The organism is Methylobacterium sp. J-090 (assembly GCF_022829345.1).
Classification (GTDB): Bacteria; Pseudomonadota; Alphaproteobacteria; order Rhizobiales; family Beijerinckiaceae; genus Methylobacterium.
Genome location: NZ_JAKSXV010000098.1, coordinates 33,971 through 54,817, shown reverse-complemented (window position 1 = coordinate 54,817; position 20,847 = coordinate 33,971). Strand labels below are relative to the sequence as shown.

Below are 20,847 nucleotides of genomic sequence, written 5' to 3'. Positions count from 1 at the left end.
CCCGCGGCATGGGCGTTGCGACGTTTTGCGCGCCGTTCGATAGGCTCCTTTCCGCGCGAGGCATCCCCGATGACCGACCAGCCCAACGGCCTTCAGACCATTGCCGACCGGCACGGGGTGAGCCTCGACGCTGTGCGCCACCTCGTCCGTGCCCTGGAAGCCGGGCACGGAACCATGGCGCAATTCAACCATCCCGAACTCGGCGGTTTCGGCCAATGGTCCTCGGGCGGCATGACGATGATCGGCAACATGTTCGATTCCGGGCTCAAGGCTCGCGTCGCCACCTTGTGCGACGCCCTCGCCGACGCCCTGCCGCCGACCGGGTTCGCCGAACGGGACGGCGTCTCTGGCGCGTGGTGGCCGCAGGGCCTGGGACGCCCGGCGACGTCCGGCGCTCAGAACGGCCAGCGCTACGCATACTTTCCGCACGCTCAGCGCGTCGCCGTCGAGGCGGACGGGCAGGTCGCCCTCTACGACACGGAGGGCCACCACATCACCGGCGTTTCGCAGCAGCAGGGCGGCACCCGCAGCTTATGCTTCTCCGGGCCCGACGGCGCCATCGACCTCCAAACTTTGCGCCGGATCGATGGCGACGCGGCGGGGCAGGAGAAGCCGAACGCCCCCGAGCCTTCCCCTCAGCCGAAGCCGTTCACGCCCGAGCCCCTGCAGCGCCCGGAACCGGCAGCACCCCGCCCGCCGTCGTCGGCCGACGACGTGCTCGCGACTCTGGAACGCTTGGCGGAACTGCAGCGCAAGGGCGTGCTGACCGAGGCGGAATTCGCGGCGAAGAAGGCGGAGCTCCTGGCGCGTCTCTGAGGGAAGGCGGCGCGACTTCGCGTACGGCGCGGAACGCCTGGTCCTCGTCGGATTTCCCCCCGGGTACGACAGCGATCCTATTTTTGTGACAGACCCCGATCCACAATTCTGACGCCGTACCTGCCTCGCCGCCGACGGCAGGAGTCCCATGTTGGATGGCATGGGACTCTCACGCGACCTCATCGACATTCGGACGATCTACCACGAGCCGGCGGTCGCGGAGTTTTCGCGCGGCCGTGCGATCCTCGATTGCTTCCCCGATGCCCGGCGCATTGAAGTGCCCTCGCACTGGAACATCCCGGAGCTCCACGGCAATGCCGGCTCGGTGGAGGATTGGGTGCGGATCAAGCGCTCCACCCTCGTCCTTGGGGTGAAGAAAGGGCTGACGATGCGGCCCAACGGCCGCAGCGCTCACTTCATTGCGCCCTCGACGTCCAACGGCTGCGCCATGGCCTGCGCCTATTGCTACGTGCCGCGCCGCAAGGGGTTCGCGAATCCGATCTCGCTGTTCGTCAACGTCGAGGCGGTCTGCGCCGCCATCCGCCGGCATGCCGACCGGCAAGGCCCCCTGCCCGAGCCGGACAGCGTCGATTCGGCGCTCTGGGTCTACGACCTCGGCGAGAACGGCGACCTCTCCGTCGATGCAGCGATCAGCGACACGGTGCGCGACCTCGTCGGTCTGTTCCGCACCTTGCCCAACGCCAAGGCGTCCTTCGCCACCAAGGCGGTGAACCGCGAACTCCTCACCTACGACCCGCAGGGCAAGACCCGTATTCGATTCTCGCTGATGCCCGAGCGCATCGCCCGCATCGTCGATGTCCGCACGAGTCCGATCAACGAGCGGATCGCCGCCATCGACGATTTCGTGGCCGCCGGCTATGAAGTCCACCTGAATTTCTCGCCGGTCATCCTCTACGAGGGTTGGGAGAAGGACTGGGCGGAGTTGTTCGCGACCATCGATGGTGGGATCGGAGCCGCAGCGCGGGCGCAGGTCAAGGCCGAGGTCATCATGCTGACCCACAACGCGGATCTGCACGCAGTCAACCTCGGCTGGCACCCGAAGGCCGAGGAGCTCCTGTGGCGGCCGGACATCCAGGAGGCCAAGGTCTCGCAGGGCGGAGGTGCGAACCTGCGCTACCGCACGGGCTGGAAAGGTCGCTGGCTCGCCCGCTTCACCGCACTTCTCGCCGAGCGGATGCCCTACTGCACCGTGCGTTACGCGTTCTGATAAGCCGCTCCGAAGTCTTCGCCCATGAATCACGCGACCCATCTGCGGAAAGCAGTCGCCCTCGCCTACGGAAACGTCCTCGCGGAGGGACGGCCATACGGCGCCGTGATCGTGCGCGACGGCACGGTGCTGGCCCAGGCCGTCAACCGGACGGCGGAGACGAACGACCCGACGGACCATGCCGAGATGGTGGCGATCCGCGAAGCCAGCCGAAAGCTGAACTCGGCCAAGCTCGACGGTTGCGTCGTCTATGCCAGCGGACGCCCCTGCCCCATGTGCCACGCCGCCATGCGGCTTTCCGGCATCCGCGAGGCCTACTTCGCCTACACGGCCGAGGAAGGCGAGGCCTACGGCCTCATCGGCGCCGGCATCTATGCCGAACTGTGCAGTCCCCTCGCCGACCAGCCGATGCAGGTGGCCCATCACCCGGTGGTGGCGGAGGACCATCCCTACGCGGCTTGGCGCGATCGGACGAACAGCAAGGGTTAAGGCGATTGGCTTGACTGCGATCCGACGCTAGCCTCGCGCGATGACAGAGAACGATCTGCGCGAATCGCGCGCCGCCCTGATCCTCCTGGCCGTAACGGTCGCGTCGGTACTGATCTTCGGCGCCGTCACGATCCTGGTTCAGCTCTGACGGGGACGTGCCGCGTCGGGATCAGTGGGTCCAAGGCGCCGTGCGGTTGAACTTGAAGTTGTCCGAGTAGGACAGGCCCTTGCGGATGATCGGCTTGTGCGGCTCCTCGATCCGGTACGACAGGCCGGCGCGGGCCGCGTAAGCGATGGCCTCGTCGCGGGTCTCGAATTCCAGGCGCACCTGCTGCAGCATGTCGGACGATCCGGTCCAGCCCATGAGCGGATCGGTCTCGCGCGGGGTGCTCTGGTCGAATTCGAGGACCCAGACCTTGGTGCGTGCCATCCCGGACTGCGACGCGTCCTTGGCGGGCTGATAGATCCGGGCGCTCGACATCGGACGGTTCCCAATGGTCACGGGGTTTGCCGGTCGAGAGATGGTCGGGGCGATAGGATTCGAACCTACGACCCTCTGGTCCCAAACCAGATGCGCTACCAGACTGCGCTACACCCCGACGCGTTCTCGACGCCCCTCGGCTCATAGGAGCTTTGCGGGGCCTGGGCAAGGATGGAAGCGTTCAGGCGAGGATGTCGAGGACGCGTTTCTCCATGTCCAGGGACGTGCGCAGCATGGCCGCGTTGAGGCCGAAATCGGTCCTGGCCTCCGTCAGTTGCAGGGCCGTGCTCGACAGATCGACCTGGGTTGCCGCCGGCAGGCTGGAGCCGATGGTCGCCACCCCCCTCGGCGGCCTGGGCGAATCGCTGCGTGGCCGCTGCCATCCCGCCGCTGCTGATCGACACCGCGCTGATCATGGACCATCTCCCTCACCCGCATCGGGCAAGAAGATCACGCAACCCGTTAAGCGGAGGGATCGCGAACCCGTTGCATTCGATCGATCCCGGGATCGGACGCTTGAACCCTGCGAGGTCCGGCGCCAACTCGGCCCCAGCGGCCGACGCGACGGCTCGCCCGATGAGGTGCCCGATGATCGATCTGCATTACTGGCCGACGCCGAATGGCCACAAGGTGACGCTGTTCCTCGAGGAGGCCGGCCTGCCCTACACGATCAAGCCGGTGAACATCGGCAAGGGCGAGCAATTCAACCCCGACTTCCTGGCCATCGCCCCCAACAACCGCATGCCGGCCATCGTCGATCATGATCCGGCCGGCGGCGGCGATCCGGTCGCCCTGTTCGAGTCCGGCGCGATCCTGCTCTACCTCGCCGAGAAAACCGGCCGGTTCATCGCTCAGGACGTACGCGGTCGCGCCGAAGTGCTGCAGTGGTTGTTCTGGCAGATGGGCGGGCTTGGGCCGATGCTTGGTCAGAATCATCATTTCAGCCAATACGCGCCGGAAAAGATTCCCTACGCCATCGACCGCTACGTCAAGGAGACCAACCGCCTGTACGGCGTCCTCGACCGGCGTCTGGCCGACCGCGATTTCGTCGCCGGGGCCGACTACTCCATCGCCGACATGGCAGCCTATCCGTGGATCGTGCCGTACGAGAAGCAGGGACAGACCCTGTCCGACTTCCCCCACCTCGCACGCTGGTTCACCGCCATCGCCGAACGTCCGGCGACAAGGGCGGCCTATGCCCGTGCGCCGGAGGTCAATCCCGACCACGGCAAAACCATGAGCGAGGACGCCAAGAAGGTGATGTTCGGCCAGACCGCGAAGGGACGGGCCTGAGCGTCAGCGCCGGAGCGAGTCGAGCGGCACCGGGGCGGCGTGCGGGCGGGTCGCCAGCATGCCGTCCAGGAGCGCCAACACTTCGGACCGGCCGCAATTGGCGGTCGGCTCGAACGGCGTCCAGGTCTGGGTGAAGTCGAGGGCGGCGAACACGTCGCGGTAGCGCCGCAGCTCGTTCGTCGTCAGCGGCACCCCGCGGACGAACGCCTTGTGGGCCGAGATCGTGACGGCCCGCCGAAAGTCCTTCGGGTCGAGTTCGAACTTCAGGGCGTCGCCGCAGAACAGGATCTTTCGCGCGCGATCGAACAGGACCGCGTGGCCGTCGAAGTGGCCGGCGGTGCGGTGGAGCTCCAGGCCCGGCAGCGGTTCGAGGAAGTCGTCGTAGGGCCACGACACCTGCAGCGCCGCGCTCCAGGTGAAGTCGGCCGCCGGCAGGCAGAGCTCAGGGTCGAACCGGTCCTGCAGCTGCACCAGGGCTCCGTAGGCATGCGGGTGCGAGGAGGACAGCACCTGCATCCCGCCGAGGGTCGCGATGTGCCGGAGGGCGGCTTCGCTGAAGACCGGGCAGGCCTCAAAGCCCATGTTCCCCTGCGGCGTCTGGATGAGATAGGCGCTCGGACCGATGCCCGAGACGGGGTCGTTCCAGAACCGCCACACCCCCGGCTCCAGCTCCTCCCAGTGGCACGGAAAGCGTTCCTGCGCCTCAGCCTCGGTCCAGAACTGCCAACCGTTCTGCGGCACCACGTGGCGGGCGTCGAGGCACATGGGGCAGGCTGCCGGCACGGTGAAGTGGCGTTGCCAGAACCCGCAATTGTCGCAGGTGTAGGCGGGCAGATCGAGGGCGCCCGCGAAGGGCAGGTAACCGGGAGACACGGGCGTTTGCTCGGGTTGGGTGGCGTTGCCGGATGGCGCCAAGCATATAGGCGGGATCGCCGCCGCTTCGATACGGCGTCGTGCCTGAACGCAGCCGGAGGATCATGCCCGTCCCCTCGATCGCCTTCGACCTCACCCGCCTCATCACGCGGCTCCGCCACGCCAGTCCGAGCGGGATCGACCGGGTCGACCTTGCTTACGCCCGTCATTTTCTGTCTCAGGACGGCGCACGCTTCGGCCTTGTCTCAACGGCACTCGGCCCGAAGGTGCTCGAGCGGGACATGGCTATGGCGATCGTCGAGGCGGTGGCGGCGGGCTGGGTCGAGGACCGCGCGGCCGAGGACGATCCAGTCTATCGCCGCCTCGCCGCCGCCCTCGGGGCACCGACGCAGGAGACCTCGACCCCGCCCCACCGCCGGGATTCGCATGCGCGCCGACGGCTCCAGGCCCGCACGGTCTGGACCGTGTTGCGCGCGCGCGGCCCGGACCGCCTGCCCGCCGGGACCGTCTATCTCCACACCTCGCACCTACGTCTCGACCGGCCGGAGCGATTCGACTGGCTCTACGACCGCCGCGACATCCGCACGGTCTTCTTCGTCCACGACCTCATCCCCATCGCCTATCCGGAGTACGGACGCCCAGGCGAGGCGGAACGCCACGCCGTGCGCATGGGGACCATCGCGGCCCATGCCGCACACGTCCTCGTCAACTCGGCCGACGTGGCGAGGCATTTCTCGGGTTATCTCGCGGTACGTGGCCTGCCCGTACGCCCTACCACGGTGGCTTGGCTCGGCGTCGAGCCCGTATTCCGGCCGGCATCCGGGGAGCCCCCCCTCGTCGCGGACCGCCCGACCTTCGTGGCCTGCGGCACCATCGAGCCGCGCAAGAATCACCTCGGCCTGCTCAACCTCTGGCGTGACCTCGCCCAACGCCACGGACCGGCGACCCCGCGGCTCATCCTCGTCGGGCGGCGCGGCTGGGAGGCGGAGAACATCATCGACATGCTGGAGCGCTGCCCGGCCATGCGGGCCCACGTGATCGAGGTCGGCGGCCTCTCCAGCCACGGCCTCGCCCGCCTGCTCCAGGGGGCCACCGCGCTCCTGATGCCCTCCTTCGCGGAAGGATACGGCCTACCCGTGATCGAAGCGGCGGCCTGCGGCCTACCCGTGGTCGCCTCCGATCTGGCCGTCCACCGCGAAATCGGAGGCGGGTTCGCCCACTTCCTCGATCCCCTGGATGGGCCGGGCTGGCGCGGGGCCGTGCAGGCGCTGAGTGCCCCGGCCTCCCCCCTGCGGGTCGCATTGAAGGCCCGGCTCGACGGTTACGCGCCGCCCGACTGGACGGCGCATTTCGCGCATGTCGACGCGGTGCTGGCCGAGCGCGTTGCGGGCATTCCGCCACGCGCCTAAACAACAGGAAACAGGCAAGGATGGGTCAATGAACGTGGTGGATCTGGACCGGGAAACGGTCAAGGCGGGACTCGCCGACGGGACGATACTGCTCATCGACGTGCGCGAGGCGCATGAGTTCAGCAGCGGACACATTCCGGGCTCGGTCACCCATCCGCTCTCGACCTTCGATCCGGGGGCCATCGCCGCCCAGGTGTCGGAGGATGGACGGCGGCCCGTGTTCTCCTGTGCGGCCGGCGTCCGCTCCGTGCACGCTCTGGCCGCCGCACAGCGGGCCGGGCTCGCCATCGACGCCCATTACGTCGGCGGCTTCAAGGACTGGTCCGGCGCCGGCGAGGCGATCGAGCGATAAGCGCCTCGACCCCGGTCACCGGGTCGCGGCCGTCCGCGTGGACGATCCGTGCGGTTGCGTCCGTGCGAACGACCATGTGCGGCAGCGCACTACATCGGGGGCATCAGACCTCTAGCTCGCAGGGCATAGGGATTATCGATATGCGCAGGCGCCTGCTCTTCCGCTTCCTTCCGGCCCTCGGCCTCGCGCTTGCGGGGCTGCCGGCCCTCGCCCAGGCGCCGGGCGGGCCACCGCCGAAGGTGACGACAGCGAAGCCCGTGGTCCGCGAGATCGTCGAGACCGACATGTACACGGGCCGGTTCGACCCCGTGGAAATCGTCGATGTCCGCGCCCGCGTGACCGGCTACCTCGAGAAGCTGAACTTCCAGGACGGCGCCACGGTGAAGAAGGGCGATCTGCTCTTCGTCATCGACCGCCGTCCGTACAAAGCCGCCCTCGATCAGGCCCAGGCCGCCCTGGTCTCGGCCAAAGCTCGCCTCAACTTCTCGCAGACGGACCTCGATCGCGCCCAGACGCTGAGCCGGTCGGGCAATATCTCCGAGCAGGTGACGGACCAGCGGCGCCAAGCCTCGCAGACGGCCCAGGCCGATGTCGACAGCGCCGACGCGCAGCTGCGCCAAGCCCAGCTCAACTACGACTTCACCGAGGTGAAGGCTCCGATCTCCGGCCGTATCAGCCGCCGCCTGGTCACCGAGGGCAACATCGTCATCACCGACCAGACCCTGCTGACCACCATCGTGTCGCTCGATCCGATCTACTTCGGCTTCACCGTCGATGAGCGCTCCTTCCTGAAGTACCAGGGTGCCCTCGGCATCGGCATGGGCCAGACCCAGAAGGGCAAGGGCGTCCCGATCCTCATCGCCCTCACGGGCGAGGAGAAGCCGACCCGCAAGGGCGTCCTCGATTTCGTCGACAACCGCGTCGACAACGCCACCGGAACGGTGCTCCTGCGCGCCACCGTCGAGAACCCCGATGGGTTCATCAAGCCGGGCCTGTTCGGCATCGTGTCCCTGCCGGCCACCAAGCCGTATCAGGGCATATTGCTGCCGGACGACGCCATCTCGGCCAATCAGGACAAGCGGGTCGTGTATCTCGTCGCCGATGACGGCTCGGTTTCGTCCCGGGAAGTGAAGCTCGGACCGAAGGTTGATGGCTACCGGGTGATCCGCGACGGGCTGAAAGGCGACGAGAACGTCGTGGTCAACGGCCTGTCTCGCGTGCGCCCCGGCGCCAAGGTCACGGCCGAGTCCTCGACGTTGCCGGCGAGCAAGAGCTGACGGGAACGGTCAAGGCCAGGACGCGCGGCGCGGATCTTCCGCGCCCGCGCCGATGTCCTGAAACAAGATCACGGGTCGTGCGCTGGCGTGTCTGAGGCCAGCGTACGACCCGAACCGTTCACGGCGCGCCGGGTGGGGGCAAGGCGCGTCATGAATGAACGGTCGGCGGATGGCCGGCCGTAGCCGAGATGAGCGTGCGTTCGGATCGCCTACGATTCGCGCGCCCGACCGCTGACGACGAAACGGTCCCGTTCGGGTCGCATGACCCCGGAGCGGCGAGAGGTTCACCCGATGCGTTTTGCCCACTTCTTCGTCGATCGGCCGATCTTCGCGTCCGTCACGTCGATCCTGTTCCTGATCATCGGCTACGTGGCCTACGAGTCCCTGCCGGTCTCGCAATATCCCGAGATCGTGCCGCCCACCGTGGTGGTGCGCGCCTCCTATCCGGGCGCCAATGCCGAGACCGTGGCCGCCACCATCGCGACGCCCATCGAGCAGGAGGTGAACGGCGTCGACAACATGCTCTACATGACATCGTTGTCGACCAACGACGGCAACATGCAGCTCACCGTCACGTTCAAGGTCGGCACCAACCTCGATATCGCCAACGTGCTGGTGCAGAACCGCCTCTCGGTTGCCCAGCCGCGCCTGCCGCCCGACGTGCGCAACCTCGGCGTCACCGTCCGCAAGGCCTCGCCCGACCTGATGCTGGTCGTGCACGTGCTCTCGCCCGACAACACCTACGACCAGAACTACCTCTCGAACTACATCTACCTGCGGATTCGCGACGAGCTGCTGCGCCTCGACGGTGTGGGCGACATCACGGTGTTCGGCGGCAGCGAATACGCCCTGCGCATCTGGCTCGACCCCAACAAGCTCGCCGCCTACGGCCTCTCGACCACCGACGTCCTGACCTCGCTGCAGGAGCAGAACGTGCAGGTCGCCTCGGGTGCGCTCGGCGCACCGCCGGCCCCCGCATCGAACGCCTTCCAGCTCGTGGTCCAGTCACAGGGGCGGTTCCAGACCCCGGAGGAGTTCACGGAGGTCATCGTCAAGGCCGCTGACGGCCGCCTCGTGCGCATCAAGGATATCGGCCGGACGGAGATGGGCCAGAAGGACTACACCACCCAGTCCTTCCTCAACGCGACCCCGGCGGTGGGCGTCGGCGTGTTCCAGCGGCCCGGCACCAACGCCCTCCAGGCGGCGAGCCAGGTGCGCCAGACCATGGACACCATCGCCAAGAACTTCCCCCCCGGCGTCGAGTACAAGATCGCCTACAACCCGACCGAGTTCATCGAGGAGTCGGTCCACGAGGTCTACAAGACCCTCTTCGAGGCGGTCGTCCTCGTGGTCATCGTGGTGCTGGTGTTCCTCCAGAGTTGGCGCACGGCGCTGATCCCGGTGATCGCGATCCCCGTGTCGCTCATCGGCACCTTCGCGGCCATGGCGGCGTTCGGCTTCTCGGTGAACAACCTCACGCTGTTCGGGCTTGTCCTCGCCATCGGCATCGTCGTCGATGACGCCATCGTCGTGGTGGAAAACGTCGAGCGCAACATGGCCGAGGGTCTCTCGCCGGGAGACGCCGCCCACAAGACCATGGACGAGGTCGGCGGCGCCGTGGTGGCCATCGCCCTCGTGCTGTCGGCGGTGTTCATTCCCACCGCCTTCATCCCGGGCATCTCAGGGCAGTTCTACAAGCAGTTCGCGCTCACCATCGCGGCCTCGACCATCATCTCGATGTTCAACTCGCTGACCCTGTCGCCGGCGCTCTGCAAGCTGCTCCTGAAGCCCCACCACGAGCACAAACCGCCGAAGTTCTTCCTCGCGCGCTTCATCGCGTGGTGCGCCAACACGTTCAACCGCGGCTTCGACGCCCTGTCCAACGGCTACGCCCGGGTGATCCAGTTCCTCACCGGGCGGGTGATCGGCCTCATCGGCATGCTCATCGTCTACGGCTGCGTCCTGGCCGGCACGATCCATCTCGTCACCACCGTGCCGACGGGCTTCATCCCGCAGCAGGACCAGGGCTACCTCATCGGCGTCGTCCAGCTTCCCGCAGGCTCCGCCCTGGAGCGGACCACGGCCGTGGTGCGGCGCGCCGCCGAACTCGCCCGCAAGGTCGATGGCGTCGCCAACGCGGTCATCATCTCGGGGTTCGACGGCGCCACCTTCACCAACACCACCAACGGCGCGGTAATGTTCCTCACCCTGAAGGGGGCCAAGGAGCGGGCGACGACGGGACGCTCGGCGGCCGTCATCACCGGCGACGTGTTCAAAGCCACCGCCGAGATCCAGGAAGCCCGCGTCCTGTTCATCCCACCGCCACCGGTGCGCGGTCTCGGCAATGGCGGCGGCTTCAAGATGCAGATCGAGAGCCGCCAGAGTTCGGCCATCGGCCCGCTGCTGGCGGCCGCCAACGAGGTGCTGGGCCAGGCCAATCAGAGCAAGGAGGTGCAGCGCGTCTTCACCACCTTCGGCAACGACACCCCACAGCTCTTCATCGACATCGATCGCACCATGGCGCGGATGCTGAACGTGCCGCTGGCCTCGGTGTTCTCGACCCTGCAGACCAACCTCGGCGGCGCGTACGTCAACGACTTCAACGCCTTCGGCCGCATCTATCAGGTCCGTACCCAGGCCGACGCACCGTTCCGCCTTGAGAAGCGCGACATCGAGCAGCTCAAGGTCCGATCCTCCACGGGCGCCCTCGTGCCCATGGGAACGCTGGCCTCGATCCGCGAGATCAGCGGGCCGCAGATCGTTCAGCGGTTCAACCTGTTCTACTCGGTGCCGATCCAGGGCGATGCCAAGCCCGGCATCTCCACCGGACAGGCCCTCGACGCCATGGAGAAGATCGCCCAGTCCCTGCCGGAGGGCTACTCCTACGACTGGACCGAGATCGCGTTCCAGCAGAAGGCCACCGGCAACACGGCCGTGTACGTCTTCGCCCTGGGCGTGCTCCTCGTGTTCCTCGTCCTCGCCGCCCAGTACGAATCCTGGGCGCTGCCACTGGCCATCATCCTGGTGGTGCCGACCGGCGTGCTCGCGGCCCTCGCGGCGGTGCAGTTCCGGGGACAGGACAACAACATCCTGACCCAGATCGGTTTGATCGTGCTCGTGGGCTTGGCGGCCAAGAACGCCATCCTGATCGTCGAGTTCGCCCACCAGCTTGAGGAGACGGAGCACAAGGGGCCGGTGGCCGCCGCCGTCGAGGCCTGCCGCCTGCGCCTGCGCCCGATCCTGATGACGGCGTTCGCCTTCATCCTCGGCACGGTGCCCCTGGTCATCGCCACGGGCCCGGGAGCCGAGATGCGTCAGGCCCTCGGCACCGCCGTGTGCTTCGGCATGATCGGCGCAACCCTGTTCGGCCTGTTCCTCACCCCGGTCTTCTACGTGGTGATCCGCAACCTGCTGATCTGGATCGCGAAGAAGCGCGGCAAGTCGCCGGACAACTCCACGCCCGACAAGCACGATCCCCACGCCACCCCATCCCACGCGTGAGAAATGCGTGGCTTCGAACACCGTGAACCGGTGTCCGAAGCCACCTTAGGGGTTGCGTCTCGAAGGGTGGAAAGCTAAGACGCGTCCACCCCGCCAAGGGGTGCCGCACCGTCCATCGGCCTGGTCGATCGCACCTCCCCCAGAGATGCGTGTTATGGGTCGAGGGGATGGGAACGGCGGATTTCGGAGCGTATCCGACGGAGTATAGCGCAGCCCGGTAGCGCACCTGTCTGGGGGACAGGGGGTCGCAGGTTCAAGTCCTGCTACTCCGACCAATCAAAGCACGAGCCCAGCCCAATCGCTGGTCTCGCCGCTCCGAGAAAAGGCCGGGATGCCTCGCATCCCGGCCTTTTTCTTTGCCTTGGTCCGAGCCGGAGCATCGGCACACCGGTCCGGGCAGTTTTCGTCCAGTCAGAAGAAGATCGGCCGGGCTGTCGCGTGGTGCTCGGCGAGCACGTCGTCGGTCGCCGGATCGATCTCCTTGAGAACGGCATCGTAGCCCCAGAGATCGGCCAGGTGCTGAAGCACGCGCTTGGCGTCGTCCTTCTGCAGGGTGATGCGGTTGAGCGCCTTGTGGTGGACGATGAGGCGGCGATCGCCTTCGAGGTCCACGTCCATCACCTCGATGTCGGGATCGAGCCAAGCGACATCGTACTGGCGGGCGAAGGAGCGGCGCATCTTGCGGTAGCCGCGCTCGTCATGGATCGCCTCGACGCGAAGCTCCGCCTCGTCGGGATCGTCGACGACGTGGAACAGGCGCATGTCCCGCATGAGCTTGGGCGAGAGGAACTGCGCGATGAAGCTCTCGTCACGGTAGTTCGCCCAGATGTCGCGCAGGGTCGCCATGGCGTCGCCCGTGCCGGCGATGTCGGGGAACCACGCACGGTCCTCTTCGGTGGGCTGCTCCACGATGCGGGCGATGTCCTGCATTATGGCGAACCCGATGGCGTAGGGATTGTGGCCGTTGTAGCCGCGCTCGTTGTAGTTCGGCTGGCGGATGACGTTGGTGTGCGAGGTCAGGAATTCGAGGTAGGCGGCCTCGCCGATGAGGCCCTTCTGCGACAGGGAGTTCATGATCCGATAGTGGCAGTAGGTGGCGCAGCCCTCGTTCATCACCTTGGTCTGGCGCTGCGGGTAGAAGTACTGCGCCACGAGGCGGACGATGCGCAGGAGTTCGCGCTGCCACGGCCTGAGGCGCGGGGCGGCCTTCTCCAGGAAGTAGAGCAGGTTCTCCTGCGGCAGTTCGAGGAGGGCCTTGCGGCGCTCGACGGCGAGATCGGGCCGCACGCCGGCGATCTTCTGCGGCAGGGTGCGCCAGAGGTCGTTGTAGACCTGCTCGCCGTGCTCGGCCCGCTCGCGCTCACGCCGCTGCTCGGAGGCCAAGTCCGGCCGCTTTTTGCGCGGGTAGCGGTGGACGCCCTGATTCATCAGGGCGTGGGCAGCGTCGAGCACCGATTCCACGGCGCCATGGCCGTAGCGCTCCTCGCACCGGGTGATGAAGCTCTTCGCGAAATCGAGATAGTCGAGGATGCCGTCGGCGTCGGTCCACTGCTTGAACAGGTAGTTGTTCTTGAAGAAGTGATTATGCCCGAACGCCGCATGGGCGATCACCAGGGTCTGCATCGTCGCCGTGTTCTCCTCCATGACGTAGGAGATGCACGGGTTGGAGTTGATGACGATCTCGTAGGCAAGCCCCATCATGCCCCGGCGGTAGCTGGCCTCGTGCTGGGCGAAATGCTTGCCGAACGACCAATGCTTGTAGAACAGCGGCATGCCGATGGAGGCGTAGGCGTCGAGCATCTGCTCGGCGGTGATGATCTCGATCTGGTTCGGATACCACGACAGGCCGAGTTCCCCGCCCGCGATGGCTTCGCAGGCGTCGTGGATGCGCTTGATCGTGTCGAAGTCCCAGTCGTTGCCGGTGAACAGCGGCTGTTGGCCGCCTGATACCGGATCGAGCGTGGGGCGGATGATGCTGCCGACCATGGTCGTCCTATCTCCCAAGCGGTCCGTCTCGCACCCCCTCCCCCGTCAGAGGGAAGAGCGTGCCGTCGTGGCCTAGGCCTCGGCTTCGGCCCGCGCGTCCTTGCGTCCGAACAGTTCACGAAACACCGGATAGATGTCGCGCCGGTGGTTGACCTTGCGCATGGCGATGGCGCCGCCGGATTTGGCCAGGCCCTCGTAGGTGCGCCACAGGGTGGTGCGATGCTCGACGAAGCCGGCGCGGGGTCCGTTCTCGTCTCCGACTTCGAGGTAGGCGAAGTGCTGGCAGGCGGGCAGGATGTGGGCGCGCAGCAACTCGGTGGAAGTCGGCCCGTCCGATGAGACGTTGTCGCCGTCGGAGGCCTGCGCCGCGTAGATGTTCCAGTCGTTCGGATCGTAGCGCTCGGTGATGACGCGCTTCATCTCGACGAGCGCCGAGGAGACCAGGGTTCCGCCGGTCTCGCGCGAGCCGAAGAAGGTCTCCTCGTCCACCTCCGTCGCCTTGTCGGTGTGACGAATGAAGACGATCTCGACGTGGCGGTAGCGTCGCGTGAGGAAGATGTGCAGCAGGATGTAGAACCGCTTGGCCAGATCCTTCATGTGCTCGGTCATGGAGCCCGAGACGTCCATGAGGCAGAACATCACCGCCTGGGCCACGGGGCGCGGATAGGCCTCGAAGCGGCGGTAGCGCAGATCGATGGGGTCGACGTAGGGAATGCGCTTGGTGCGCTCGCGGAGCGCCGCCAGCGCCAGGAGCAGGTCGGGCAGATCGGGGTGGCTCGAGGGAGTCTCGGCGATGCGTGCCTCCAACGCCGCCAACTCGTCGGGCTTCGGGCGCTTGAGGGCGATGCGCCGCGACATCGAGTTGCGCAGGGTGCGGGTGAGCGCGAGGTTGGCGGGCGAGCCCGACACCGTGTACCCGGCGCGCCGCAGGCCTTCGGTCTCGACCACGGAAAGGCGCCGCTTGGCGAGGTCCGGCAGTTCGAGGTCTTCGAGGAAAAGCTCCAAGAACTCGTCGCGGGTCAGGACGAAGCGGAACGCGTCCTCGCTGTTCTCCTGGCCTTCCCCGCCCTCGCCGGAACCCTTGCCACCCCCCCCGCCGGGCGGACGCTCGATGCGGTCTCCCTCCACGTAGGTCTTGTTGCCGGGCAGGATATGGTCATGCAGCCCGGTTCCGGACTGACGGGAGAAGCGCGGCTCGCGCACACCGTCCAGGGGCACCGACACGCGCCCATCCTTGCCGAGATCCTTGATGTCCTTCTCGCGGGCGGATTCCCGCACGGCGCGCTGGGCCATGTCCTTCACGCGGCGCAGGAAGCGCTGGCGGTTGGCGAGGCTCTTGCCCCCGGGATTCAAACGACGGTCGACGATGTGCATCCGGTGTGTTTGCCTTCGCCCTCAAGAGTCTCGCGGGTTTCGACGAGCCGGAAGCGACCGCCCCGACAGGGCGGTCGCCTTCGTCGTAAGGTCGTCCTATCCGGCCTGCTTCACCCGCATGTACCATTCGACGAGACGGCGGACCTGCCGCTCGGTGTAGCCGCGCGCCACCATCCGATCGACGAATTCGCCGTGCTTCTTCTCCGTCTCGCCATCCTTCTTCGAGCCGAAGGAGATCACCGGCAGCAGCTCCTCGACCTGGGAGAACATCCGCCGCTCGATCACTTCCCGAAGCTTCTCGTAGGACGTCCAGGACGGATTGCGCCCGCCATGCTGTGCCCTGGACCGCAGGGCGAACTTGACGACCTCGTTACGAAAATCCTTTGGGTTGGCGATGCCGGCCGGCTTCTCGATCTTTGTGAGCTCCTGGTTGAGAAGCTCGCGGTTGAGGAGCTGGCCCGTCTCGGAATCCTTGAAATCCTGATCCTCGATCCAGGCGTCGGCGTAGTCGATGTAGCGGTCGAACAGGTTCTGACCGTAATCGTGGTACGATTCGAGGTAGGCCTTCTGGATCTCGTGACCGATGAACTCCGCGTAGCGCGGCGCCAGCTCGGTCTTGATGAATTCGAGGTAGCGCTTCTCGGTCTCGGGCGGGAGCTGCTCGCGGCGCAGGGCCTGCTCCAGCACGTACATGAGGTGCACGGGGTCGGCGGAGACCTCCGTGGTGTCGTGGTTGAAGGTCGCGGCCATCACCTTGAAGGCGAAGCGGGTCGAGATCCCGTCCATGCCCTCGTCGACGCCGGCCGAATCCTTGTACTCCTGCATGGAACGGGCGCGGGGATCGACCTCGCGCAGGCTCTCGCCGTCGTAGACGCGCATCTTCGAAAAGGCGTTGGAATTGGCGTGCTCGCGCAGGCGCGAGAGCACCGAGAACCGGGCCAGCATCTCCAGGGTACCGGGCGCGCAGGCGGCCTGCGAGAGTTCGGAGCCGGAGACGAGCTTTTCGTAGATCCGCTGTTCTTCCGTCACCCGCAGGCAGTACGGCACCTTGATGACGTAGATCCGGTCGATGAAGGCTTCGTTGTTCTTGTTGGTCTTGAAGGTCTGCCACTCGGACTCGTTCGAGTGGGCGAGGATGATGCCCGTGAACGGGATCGCGCCGATGTTCTCGGTACCGACGTAGTTGCCCTCCTGCGTCGCCGTCAGCAGGGGATGCAGCATCTTGATCGGCGCCTTGAACATCTCGACGAATTCGAGGACGCCCTGGTTCGCTCGGTTGAGGCCGCCCGAGTAGGAGTAGGCGTCGGGATCGGCCTGGCTCAGGGTCTCGAGGCGTCGGATATCGACCTTGCCGACGAGGCTGGAGATGTCCTGGTTGTTCTCATCGCCGGGCTCGGTCTTAGCGATGCCGATCTGGCGCAGGCGCGACGGCCGGACCTTGATCACCTTGAACTTCGAGATGTCGCCGTTGAACTCGTCGAGGCGCTTGAGGGCCCAGGGGCTCATGAGACCGGTGAGGCGACGCCGCGGGATGCCGTAGCGCTCCTGGATCTCGGCTCCCATCACCTCGGGGTCGAACAGGCCCAGCGGGCTCTCGAAGACCGGCGAGACTTCGTTGCCGGCCTTCAGCACGTAGATGGGATGGACCTCCATCAGAGCCTTGAGGCGCTCGGCGAGGGACGACTTGCCGCCGCCGACGGGACCGAGGAGGTAGAGGATCTGCTTGCGCTCCTCCAACCCCTGCGCGGCATGGCGGAAGAACGAGACGATCCGCTCGATGGTCTCCTCCATGCCGTAGAACTCGGAGAAGGCCGGGTAGACCCGGATCGTGCGGTTCATGAACACCCGGCCGAGGCGCGCGTCCCTGGCGGTGTCCACGAATTCCGGCTTGCCGATCGCATCGAGGATGCGCTCGGCCGCTGTGGCGTACATCAGGGGCTCGTCACGGCACGCTTCGAGAAACTCGGAGAGACTCATCTCCGTATCGCGGCGCGCCTCGTAACCCCGTGTGAAGCTCTGGAACAGGTCGTTCGTCGATGGCATTGGCATTCCGATCCCCTCGCGACAGCGACAGCTTCATCCTGTCTCGGCTGGGATGCAACTGACAGGCCCAGTTTTGTCGCAGTGCGGTCTACGCATGGGACGGGCGTGGATTGCGTGCCACACTGGCAATTCCGAAGGGCGCGGGCGCCCTTCGGCTTGGGTTCGCCCGGAGCCTCAGAGATCGGTGCCGGACTTGGCCGCGTCCTTGGCCGGAGCCTCCTTCTTGGCCGCGTTGACGGTGATGCGGATGTTCTGGGTCTGCACGTTTCCGTCGGAATCCTTGACGTCCACGGTTACCTCGTCGGTGCCGGTGTAGCCGTCCTTGCTCTGATAGAAGATCGCCTGCACGGCGGCCTCCTTGCCGGGGCACCGGTACTTGGCCGGCGTCTTGATCTTGCCGACCTTGGTGATGAGCGAGCCGTTCTTCGGCGCGCCGCTGACGCGGATTTCCGGCATCGGCCCCGAGGTGCAATCCTTCTTGAGGTTGGGCACGATGGCCAAGCGCACGGACTTGCCGGGCGCGGCGGTCTCGCTGCGGGTCACGGTCGTCTGGGCGAGGGCGGGCGCGGTCAGTAAGAGACCCGCGGCAAGGGCGGCGGTCGAACGGGCAAGCGACATCGAAAACTCTCCGGAGCAGCCCGTGACCCCGTGCGGCGGCAGCGGGCGGGCGAACGCGTCCGGTCGATGTGGGGATGCGGGGGCCACCCGTCGAGGGCGGAGGATCGGCGTCAGACGCCGACAGGCCCGGTCAGGTGATATCCGCGTCGGCCGATCGGCGCAGATCCGTCAGGATCGCCCGGCAGGCGTAGAGGTCCTGAAGCGCAGCCCCCAAGATGTGGTGCGCGTCCGGCGACAATCCGCCGGTCTCCGCATCGGCCCCGGGGGCATCCTCGTGCGGCTCCTGACCCAACGGCAGGGACGGCGCCGCCACCTCGACCTCGCCCCGGCCGACGCTCTGGACGAAGCGCACGCCCTTCTCCCGCAGGATGCCCTGTGCGCCCTTGATGGTGTAGCCCTGCCCATGGAGCAGGCACCGGATTCCCTTGAGGAGGTCGATGTCATCGGGGCGGTAATAGCGCCGTCCACCGGCGCGCTTGACCGGTCGCACCTGGGCGAACCGCGTTTCCCAGAAGCGCAGGACGTGCTGGGGGACTTCGAGTTCGTCCGCTGCTTCCTTGATCGTACGGAAAGCTGTCGCGCTCTTCTCCTGCGGATCACGCGGTTCGGCGGCGGCGAGCGACATCGGGCCCCTCATTCGTCGTCGTCGTGATCGCCAACGCCGTTCATGCCGTTGATGCGGGCCTTCAGCACGTTCGACGGCTTGAACACCATGACCTGGCGCGGCTCGATGGCCACCTCGACGCCGGTCTTCGGATTGCGGCCGACGCGCCGACCCTTGCTGCGCACCACGAAGGACCCGAACGAGGACAGCTTCACCGTCTCGCCGGCGGCGAGACAGGCACAGATTTCCGACAGGACCGTCTCGACGAGAGCCGAGGATTCCGTGCGCGAGAGGCCGACCTGCTGGTAGACGGCCTCGCTCAAATCGGCGCGTGTGACCGTCTTTCCCGTCATGCGTCTGCCCCCGGCGTCGATTCACGTTTTGTGGGTTATCTGTCTGAGGGGGCACGCTAATCGGCGCCGATGCCGGGGTCAACCGTGCCGGCGCGTCACCAGCGGATCAAGGCCGCGCCCCAGGTGAAGCCACCGCCGATGGCCTCGATCATCACGAGGTCGCCGTCCTTGATCCGCCCATCCCTGCGGGCGACGTCCAATGCCAGGGGAATCGAGGCGGCCGAGGTGTTGCCGTGCCGGTCGACCGTGAGCACCACCTTGTCGCGGGCGATGCCGAGCTTGTCGGCCGAAGCCTCGATGATCCGCCGGTTGGCCTGATGCGGCACGAACCAATCGAGGTCGTCCGCATTGGTGCCCGAGGCCCGGAATGCATCGTCGATGACATCCGTCACCGACCCGACGGCGAAGCGGAACACCTCCTTACCGGTCATGCGCAGGTGTCCGGTGGTGCCCGTCGAACCGGGGCCGCCGTCGACGTAGAGTTTCTCGCGATGGCGCCCATCCGAGCGCAGGCTCGACGTCAGGACGCCGCGGTCGGCGCTGGTCCCCTCGCCTTCGCGGGCCTCGAGCACGACGGCACCGGCGCCGTCACCGAACAGCACGCACGTGGTGCGGTCCTCCCAGTCGAGCAGGCGCGAGAAAGTCTCGGCGCCGACGACGAGGGCGCGCCGGGCCGAACCGGTGACGAGGAACTTGTCGGCGGTGGTGACGGCGTAGACGAAGCCGGCGCAGACGGCCTGGAGATCGAAGGCGACGCCGCCGGTCATGCCGAGGCCGGCCTGAATCTGCGTCGCCGTCGAAGGGAATGTGTGGTCGGGGGTCGAGGTGGCACAGATCACGAGGTCGATATCGGCGGCGGCGAGGCCGGCATCGTCCAGTGCGGCCTGCGCCGCCCGGGTGCCGAGCACCGAAGTCGTCTCGGACGCGTCCGACAGGTAGCGCTGGCGGATGCCCGTGCGCTGGACGATCCATTCGTCGGAGGTCTCGACGGTCTTCGCCAGCTCGTCGTTGGTTACGCATCGGGCCGGCAGGGCGGAGCCGCAGCCGACCACGACGGAGCGCAAGCACGTCATCGTATCGTCCTTGTCCGGAGCAGCCTCATGAGGAGGCCCCCGCCGGTGTCAGTTCGAGCATGTCGCGGATCGTCCGCATGAGGTCGTGGCGTGCCATGTCGTGGGCGAGGTCGACGGCCGCCGCGAAGCCGTGCGCGTCCTCCGAACCGTGGCTCTTGATGACGATGCCCTCCAGGCCGAGGAACACGCCGCCGTTGGCCCGACTCGGGTTCATCTTGTCCCGTAGGGCCTTGAACGCCTGACGGGCGAAGAAGTATCCGATCTTCGCCGACAGGGTCCGGCTCATGGCGGCGCGCAGGTAGGTGCCGATCTGCTTAGCGGTGCCCTCGGCGGTCTTCAGGGCGATGTTGCCGGTGAACCCCTCCGTCACCACGACATCGACGGTGCCCTTGCCGAGGTCGTTGCCCTCGACGAACCCGTGATAGCTCAGGTTCGGCAGGTCGGCCTCGCGCAGGCGGCGGGCTGCTTCCTTGACCGCCTCGTTGCCCTTCATCTCCTCGGTGCCAACATTGAGAAGCCCGACGGTGGGCCGGTCGATGTCGAACACGATGCGGGCCATGGCCGAGCCCATGAGGGCCATCTCAACGAGGTGGTCGGCATCCGTTCCGATGGTGGCGCCGACATCGAGCACCACGCTCTCGCCGCGCACGGTGGGCCACAGGCAGGCGATGGCCGGGCGCTCGATGCCGGCGAGCGTCTTGAGGCAGATCTTCGACATGGCCATGAGGGCGCCGGTGTTGCCGGCCGAGACGGCGGCATCGGCCTCGCCGTCCTTCACCGCCTGGATCGCCTTCCACATGGAGGACTTTCCCCGGCCCGTGCGCACGGCCTGGCTCGGCTTCTCGTCCATGGCGATCGCCATGATGGTGTGACGGATCTCGACGGCGCCCTTCAGGCGCGGCTCGGCCGCCACCAGGGGCGCCAGCACCGCCTCGTCGCCGAACATCAGGAACGTCATCTCGGGATGGCGCTCGCGGGCGATGGCTGCGCCCGGCACCACCGTGGTGGGGCCGTGGTCGCCGCCCATGGCGTCGAGCGAGATGCACACTCTCTGAGACATATGGAGTTCGCCGGAGG

General features: G+C 66.9%; 19 protein-coding genes and 2 tRNA genes. 9 read left to right on the top strand and 12 right to left on the bottom strand.

Translation table 11 applies throughout. The annotated features are described in order from the left end of the window. Positions 1-69: 69 nt before the first annotated feature. From MKK49_RS19785 to MKK49_RS19775, 3 genes are all read left to right on the top strand, one after another. Complete coding sequence (locus MKK49_RS19785) at positions 70-816, top strand: SHOCT domain-containing protein (RefSeq protein WP_244031485.1); 747 nt, start codon at positions 70-72, stop codon at positions 814-816. A gap of 160 nt (positions 817-976) precedes the next feature. Then, complete coding sequence (locus MKK49_RS19780; protein ID WP_244031483.1) at positions 977-2,044, top strand: spore photoproduct lyase family protein; 1,068 nt, start codon at positions 977-979, stop codon at positions 2,042-2,044. 24 nt (positions 2,045-2,068) lie between these two features. Then, positions 2,069-2,533 carry a nucleoside deaminase gene (locus tag MKK49_RS19775; RefSeq protein WP_244031482.1) on the top strand — a complete coding sequence of 155 codons (465 nt, stop codon included), beginning with the start codon at positions 2,069-2,071 and terminating at the stop codon, positions 2,531-2,533. Positions 2,534-2,702: 169 nt separating this feature from the next. On the opposite strand, the gene MKK49_RS19770 is transcribed toward MKK49_RS19775, so the two are convergent. The 3 genes from MKK49_RS19770 to MKK49_RS19760 all read right to left on the bottom strand — a co-directional run bounded on the left by MKK49_RS19770 (position 2,703) and on the right by MKK49_RS19760 (position 3,354). After that, complete coding sequence (locus tag MKK49_RS19770) at positions 2,703-3,014, bottom strand: ETC complex I subunit (RefSeq protein ID WP_244031481.1); 312 nt, start codon at positions 3,012-3,014, stop codon at positions 2,703-2,705. Positions 3,015-3,055: 41 nt separating this feature from the next. Further along, positions 3,056-3,132, bottom strand: a tRNA-Pro gene (locus MKK49_RS19765). 63 nt (positions 3,133-3,195) lie between these two features. Then, entirely contained in the window at positions 3,196-3,354 is a 159-nt protein-coding gene (locus MKK49_RS19760) for a hypothetical protein (protein ID WP_244031480.1), read from the bottom strand. 248 nt (positions 3,355-3,602) lie between these two features. On the opposite strand from MKK49_RS19760, the gene MKK49_RS19755 reads away from it, so the two are divergent. Next, on the top strand, positions 3,603-4,307 hold the full coding sequence (locus tag MKK49_RS19755; protein ID WP_244031479.1) for a glutathione binding-like protein: 705 nt from the start codon (positions 3,603-3,605) through the stop codon (positions 4,305-4,307). Between the two features lie 3 nt (positions 4,308-4,310). Here the strand turns inward: MKK49_RS19755 and MKK49_RS19750 are convergent, their stop codons facing one another. Next, positions 4,311-5,180: an MBL fold metallo-hydrolase gene (locus MKK49_RS19750; protein ID WP_244031478.1), complete on the bottom strand. Its 870-nt coding sequence runs from the start codon at positions 5,178-5,180 to the stop codon at positions 4,311-4,313. A gap of 104 nt (positions 5,181-5,284) precedes the next feature. On the opposite strand from MKK49_RS19750, the gene MKK49_RS19745 reads away from it, so the two are divergent. The 5 genes from MKK49_RS19745 (at position 5,285) to MKK49_RS19725 (ending at position 11,994) form a co-directional block, all read left to right on the top strand. Then, positions 5,285-6,589 carry a glycosyltransferase family 4 protein gene (locus MKK49_RS19745; protein WP_244031477.1) on the top strand — a complete coding sequence of 435 codons (1,305 nt, stop codon included), beginning with the start codon at positions 5,285-5,287 and terminating at the stop codon, positions 6,587-6,589. Positions 6,590-6,617: 28 nt separating this feature from the next. Further along, the gene (locus MKK49_RS19740; protein ID WP_244031476.1) at positions 6,618-6,941 is read left to right on the top strand and encodes a rhodanese-like domain-containing protein; all 324 of its coding nucleotides are present in this window, start codon (positions 6,618-6,620) and stop codon (positions 6,939-6,941) included. 140 nt (positions 6,942-7,081) lie between these two features. Beyond that, positions 7,082-8,218 carry an efflux RND transporter periplasmic adaptor subunit gene (locus MKK49_RS19735; protein ID WP_244031475.1) on the top strand — a complete coding sequence of 379 codons (1,137 nt, stop codon included), beginning with the start codon at positions 7,082-7,084 and terminating at the stop codon, positions 8,216-8,218. A 291-nt stretch (positions 8,219-8,509) separates the two neighbouring features. Next, positions 8,510-11,719 (top strand): efflux RND transporter permease subunit, encoded by a 3,210-nt coding sequence (locus MKK49_RS19730; protein ID WP_244031474.1) that lies wholly within the window; start codon positions 8,510-8,512, stop codon positions 11,717-11,719. A gap of 198 nt (positions 11,720-11,917) precedes the next feature. Further along, a tRNA-Pro gene (locus tag MKK49_RS19725) sits at positions 11,918-11,994 on the top strand. 136 nt (positions 11,995-12,130) lie between these two features. On the opposite strand, the gene MKK49_RS19720 is transcribed toward MKK49_RS19725, so the two are convergent. From MKK49_RS19720 to plsX, 8 genes are all read right to left on the bottom strand, one after another. Then, complete coding sequence (locus MKK49_RS19720; protein ID WP_244031473.1) at positions 12,131-13,705, bottom strand: SpoVR family protein; 1,575 nt, start codon at positions 13,703-13,705, stop codon at positions 12,131-12,133. Between the two features lie 72 nt (positions 13,706-13,777). After that, complete coding sequence (locus MKK49_RS19715; protein ID WP_244031472.1) at positions 13,778-15,079, bottom strand: YeaH/YhbH family protein; 1,302 nt, start codon at positions 15,077-15,079, stop codon at positions 13,778-13,780. Positions 15,080-15,175: 96 nt separating this feature from the next. Then, a complete protein-coding gene (locus MKK49_RS19710) occupies positions 15,176-17,128 on the bottom strand; it encodes a PrkA family serine protein kinase (RefSeq protein ID WP_244031471.1) in 1,953 nt (650 codons plus the stop codon). Between the two features lie 168 nt (positions 17,129-17,296). Next, positions 17,297-17,740: a 4-aminobutyrate aminotransferase gene (locus MKK49_RS19705; protein ID WP_244031468.1), complete on the bottom strand. Its 444-nt coding sequence runs from the start codon at positions 17,738-17,740 to the stop codon at positions 17,297-17,299. A gap of 130 nt (positions 17,741-17,870) precedes the next feature. Continuing rightward, positions 17,871-18,365 (bottom strand): MerR family transcriptional regulator, encoded by a 495-nt coding sequence (locus tag MKK49_RS19700; protein ID WP_244031467.1) that lies wholly within the window; start codon positions 18,363-18,365, stop codon positions 17,871-17,873. 8 nt (positions 18,366-18,373) lie between these two features. Continuing rightward, the gene (locus MKK49_RS19695; RefSeq protein WP_244031466.1) at positions 18,374-18,697 is read right to left on the bottom strand and encodes an integration host factor subunit alpha; all 324 of its coding nucleotides are present in this window, start codon (positions 18,695-18,697) and stop codon (positions 18,374-18,376) included. 95 nt (positions 18,698-18,792) lie between these two features. Continuing rightward, entirely contained in the window at positions 18,793-19,770 is a 978-nt protein-coding gene (locus MKK49_RS19690; RefSeq protein ID WP_244031465.1) for a beta-ketoacyl-ACP synthase III, read from the bottom strand. Between the two features lie 25 nt (positions 19,771-19,795). Further along, on the bottom strand, positions 19,796-20,830 hold the full coding sequence (gene plsX, locus MKK49_RS19685; RefSeq protein WP_244031464.1) for a phosphate acyltransferase PlsX: 1,035 nt from the start codon (positions 20,828-20,830) through the stop codon (positions 19,796-19,798). Between the last annotated feature and the right edge of the window lie 17 nt (positions 20,831-20,847).

Excerpts from the sequence above, each read along its gene's own strand:
- MKK49_RS19740 (WP_244031476.1), top strand. The coding sequence starts at position 6,618 with ATGAACGTGGTGGATCTGGACCGGGAAACGGTCAAGGCGGGACTCGCC.
- MKK49_RS19715 (WP_244031472.1), bottom strand. The coding sequence starts at position 15,079 with ATGCACATCGTCGACCGTCGTTTGAATCCCGGGGGCAAGAGCCTCGCC.
- MKK49_RS19690 (WP_244031465.1), bottom strand. The coding sequence starts at position 19,770 with ATGACGTGCTTGCGCTCCGTCGTGGTCGGCTGCGGCTCCGCCCTGCCG.
- MKK49_RS19720 (WP_244031473.1), bottom strand. The coding sequence starts at position 13,705 with ATGGTCGGCAGCATCATCCGCCCCACGCTCGATCCGGTATCAGGCGGC.
- MKK49_RS19735 (WP_244031475.1), top strand. The coding sequence starts at position 7,082 with ATGCGCAGGCGCCTGCTCTTCCGCTTCCTTCCGGCCCTCGGCCTCGCG.
- MKK49_RS19730 (WP_244031474.1), top strand. The coding sequence starts at position 8,510 with ATGCGTTTTGCCCACTTCTTCGTCGATCGGCCGATCTTCGCGTCCGTC.
- MKK49_RS19775 (WP_244031482.1), top strand. The coding sequence starts at position 2,069 with ATGAATCACGCGACCCATCTGCGGAAAGCAGTCGCCCTCGCCTACGGA.
- MKK49_RS19695 (WP_244031466.1), bottom strand. The coding sequence starts at position 18,697 with ATGACGGGAAAGACGGTCACACGCGCCGATTTGAGCGAGGCCGTCTAC.
- MKK49_RS19700 (WP_244031467.1), bottom strand. The coding sequence starts at position 18,365 with ATGTCGCTCGCCGCCGCCGAACCGCGTGATCCGCAGGAGAAGAGCGCG.
- MKK49_RS19710 (WP_244031471.1), bottom strand. The coding sequence starts at position 17,128 with ATGCCAATGCCATCGACGAACGACCTGTTCCAGAGCTTCACACGGGGT.
- MKK49_RS19745 (WP_244031477.1), top strand. The coding sequence starts at position 5,285 with ATGCCCGTCCCCTCGATCGCCTTCGACCTCACCCGCCTCATCACGCGG.
- plsX (WP_244031464.1), bottom strand. The coding sequence starts at position 20,830 with ATGTCTCAGAGAGTGTGCATCTCGCTCGACGCCATGGGCGGCGACCAC.
- MKK49_RS19755 (WP_244031479.1), top strand. The coding sequence starts at position 3,603 with ATGATCGATCTGCATTACTGGCCGACGCCGAATGGCCACAAGGTGACG.
- MKK49_RS19785 (WP_244031485.1), top strand. The coding sequence starts at position 70 with ATGACCGACCAGCCCAACGGCCTTCAGACCATTGCCGACCGGCACGGG.
- MKK49_RS19780 (WP_244031483.1), top strand. The coding sequence starts at position 977 with ATGGGACTCTCACGCGACCTCATCGACATTCGGACGATCTACCACGAG.
- MKK49_RS19770 (WP_244031481.1), bottom strand. The coding sequence starts at position 3,014 with ATGTCGAGCGCCCGGATCTATCAGCCCGCCAAGGACGCGTCGCAGTCC.
- MKK49_RS19705 (WP_244031468.1), bottom strand. The coding sequence starts at position 17,740 with ATGTCGCTTGCCCGTTCGACCGCCGCCCTTGCCGCGGGTCTCTTACTG.